This window comes from Plantactinospora sp. A48 (genome assembly GCF_055793945.1).
This window is the reverse complement of sequence record NZ_JBTIXF010000124.1, coordinates 1-2,991: the sequence shown is the minus strand read 5'-3', so window position 1 is coordinate 2,991 and position 2,991 is coordinate 1. Positions and strand designations below refer to the sequence as shown.

Here is a 2,991-nt window from a genome sequence, read left to right as displayed (position 1 = left end):
ATATCCGGCCGTCCCCCCCCCCTTTAACTCTGGGAAAGCGGGGCCGGCGCTTCCCTTTCCTGCTGTTAGGCGTGTCGGGCCCCTCCCTCCCCCCCCCCCCCCCCCGCGTCCTCGTCAGCCGCGCTTGATCTCCGCGACGCCGTCGTTGTACGGCTTCGCGAGCTGGGCGAGCACCTGATCGGAGGTCTTGGACTGGTTGATCAGGCTCTGGAACCCGGCGACCAGCACGTCGTAGTAGCCGGGCACCGGCCAGTCGGGGTAGAACGCCAGGCCGTCCTGCGAGCTGACCGTGTTGAAGTTCTCGATCAGCTTCCGGTCCTTCTCGTCGGTGATCTTCGCCGGGTCGGCGGCCACCGGCACGCCGCCCTTGTTGCCGATCAGCTCCTGGACCTCCGGGCGCATCGTGATGTCGATGAAGTCGTACGCCAGGTCCTTGGCCTTGCTGCTGGTGGGCACCACCCAGAGGTTGCCGGAGGAGCCGGCCTGCAACTTGTTGCCGGGGAACAGGAAGCTGTCCCAGTTGAACTTGATCTCGCTCTTGAACCGGCCGTACCACCAGCTGCCGGAGACGATCATCGGGGTCTTGCCGGCGATGAACGCCGTACCCATGTCCTCGGCCTTGCCGCTGGCGCTGTCCTTGGCGATGTACTTCTTGCGGGCCCAGTCGGCGAAGGTGTCCGCGCCGTACTTGAGCGGGCCGCTGGTGAAGTCGACCGGGTTCTTGTAGAGCTGGTAGTTGTCGACGAACGCCCGGTCGGCCTGCGAGAGCGCGAGCTGGTAGAAGAGCTGGCCGGCGGGGTACTCGGCACCCGCCGTGCCGAGCGGGGTGACGCCCTTGGCCACGAACTTGTCCATCGCGGCGGTCAGCTGGTCCAGCGTGGTCGGCACCTCGACGCCGTACCTGGTGAACAGGTCCTTGTTGTAGTAGACCATCACGTACTCGCCGTAGTTCGGCACGCCGTACCAGTTTCCCGAGCCCATCACGCCCTTCTCGTCGTACCGGGCGGTGGTCTGGAGGCTGGCGCTGAGCTTCTTGTCCCAGCCGCGCTCGGTCACCTCGGAGCTGAGGTCGGTGAGCAGGCCCTGCTTGGACAGCAGGCCGGCGGTGGCGTTGCCCTTGTTGTACTCCATCACGTCCGGACCCTCGGACGAGTTGATGATCATCGCCGCGTTCTGCTGGATCTGCTCGAACGCCTTGCGCTCGAACTTGACCTCGACGCCGCTGTGCTCCTGCTTGAATATCTCGATCGCCTTGTCCCAGCCGGCGCCCATGGCGCTGTTCTCGCCCTCGTAGTGCCACAGTTTCAACACCTTGGCGCCGCTGGCCTTGTCCTCGTCACCTCCGCCGCAGCCGGTCAGGGCCGTGGCCGCGGTCGCGGCCACGGCGACAGCCGCGACGACCGTACGAAATCGGACCATTACCATTCTCCTCGTGGTATCGGGCGGTACTCCGGCGGGTGCCTCGCGGTCGTTTAGGTGGCGAGGCTCCCATCCGGGCCCGCCGTCGCGGTTCGGCGCGGCGGCGGGCGTCACGGTCAGCCCGGCGGACCGGGGTCCTCCGGGCGGGTCGGGTTGGGTTCCGGAGCGTCGACATCCGCCACCGACCGAGCGACGGCGGTGGAACCCCGGACCTCCAGCACGCACGGCAGCAACTGCTGGCGTACCTGGGTGGCGCTGCCGTCGAGGTGACGCAGCAACGTCTCGACCGCGATCCGACCCAGCGCCGAGCCGGGTGAGGCCATCGCGGTCAGCGGCGGGGTGGCCAGGTCGGCGACCTGGGGTGACGTCACCATCGACAGCACGGACACGTCGTCCGGCACGGACCGACCGCCGGCGGCCAGTCCGCCCAGGACGCCGAAGACCGCGTTCTCGTTCATGGCGACGATCGCGGTCAGATCCGGTGCCGTGGTCAGGGCCCGGGCGAGGGCCGCCCGTCCCGCCGCCGCACTGTCCTCGGCGGGAACCATCAGCGGTTCGAGGCCGTGTTCGGCCATCGACCGGGTGAACGCGGCCGAGCTGCGCACCGCCGGGCCGTAGCCGGCGTCGAGCGCCGCCACCGAGTGGTTGACGAACACCACCCGCCGGTGGCCGAGCCCGACGAGGTGGTCGACGGCGTCCCGGACCGTCTGCTCGAAATCGATGTCCACGTACGACAGTTCTGCGTCGTCGCCCGTCCGGCCGATGAGCACCAGGGGTACGCCGACCTCCCGCAGCACGCCCACCCGGGGGTCGCCGGCCCGTACCTCCATCAGCAGGGCCCCGTCGAACATCCGTTGCGTCGCCAGCCGGTGGAGGTCCGTCACGTCGTGTGCGCCGACCGGGGAGAGCACGAGGTGGTAGCCGGCGGCGCTGGCCGCGGCGGCGGCCGCGGTAACGAAGGCGGTCTCGGTGGCGCCCAGCCCGCGTTCGTCCATCGGCATCAGCAGCCCGAGGATCCGGCTGCGTCGGCTGGCCAGCCCGCGGGCCATCGCGTTGGGCTGGTAACCCAGCTCGGCCATGGCCGCCCGGACCCGGTCGCGGGTGGCCTGGGAGATCGGACGTGATCCGGTCAGCACGTACGAAACGGTGCTGACCGAGACCCGGGCGAGGCGGGCGACGTCGTGCATCGTGGCCATCGCGCACCTCCCGGACGGCTGCCGGCCGAGGCTCGTCGAAACGCTTCGACTAACCGTTTCGACGAACGTAGGACACCGTTACGACGGCGTCAATACCTCGGGTCGAACTGATGACGGGCGAGCTCAGGGGCGGTGGACCGGCGTCAGCGGCGGCGGATGAACCGGGCGTCCGGCGCGAGGTGTGGGGCGGACGACGCGGCGCGGGGCGGGCGCGGGGCGGACGACCGCCCGGCACCCGCCTGCCGGAACGACCGGCGGGGGGGGGGGGGGGGGGGGGGGGGGAGGGGGGAGAGGAAGAAAGAGGGAGTCGGATGGGCGGCGAACGGGAGGGCCACGGCCATAGAGGGTGATGATCGAGCAGCGGCCTACATTCGGC

Annotated in this window: 2 protein-coding genes; both read right to left on the bottom strand. The window is 69.8% G+C overall.

The genetic code is table 11. The features are described from left to right. Positions 1 to 114: 114 nt before the first annotated feature. The gene (locus ACXN5W_RS30205) at positions 115 to 1,419 is read right to left on the bottom strand and encodes an ABC transporter substrate-binding protein (protein WP_473161791.1); all 1,305 of its coding nucleotides are present in this window, start codon (positions 1,417 to 1,419) and stop codon (positions 115 to 117) included. A 116-nt stretch (positions 1,420 to 1,535) separates the two neighbouring features. Next, complete coding sequence (locus tag ACXN5W_RS30200; protein ID WP_473161790.1) at positions 1,536 to 2,615, bottom strand: LacI family DNA-binding transcriptional regulator; 1,080 nt, start codon at positions 2,613 to 2,615, stop codon at positions 1,536 to 1,538. Positions 2,616 to 2,991 lie beyond the last annotated feature (376 nt).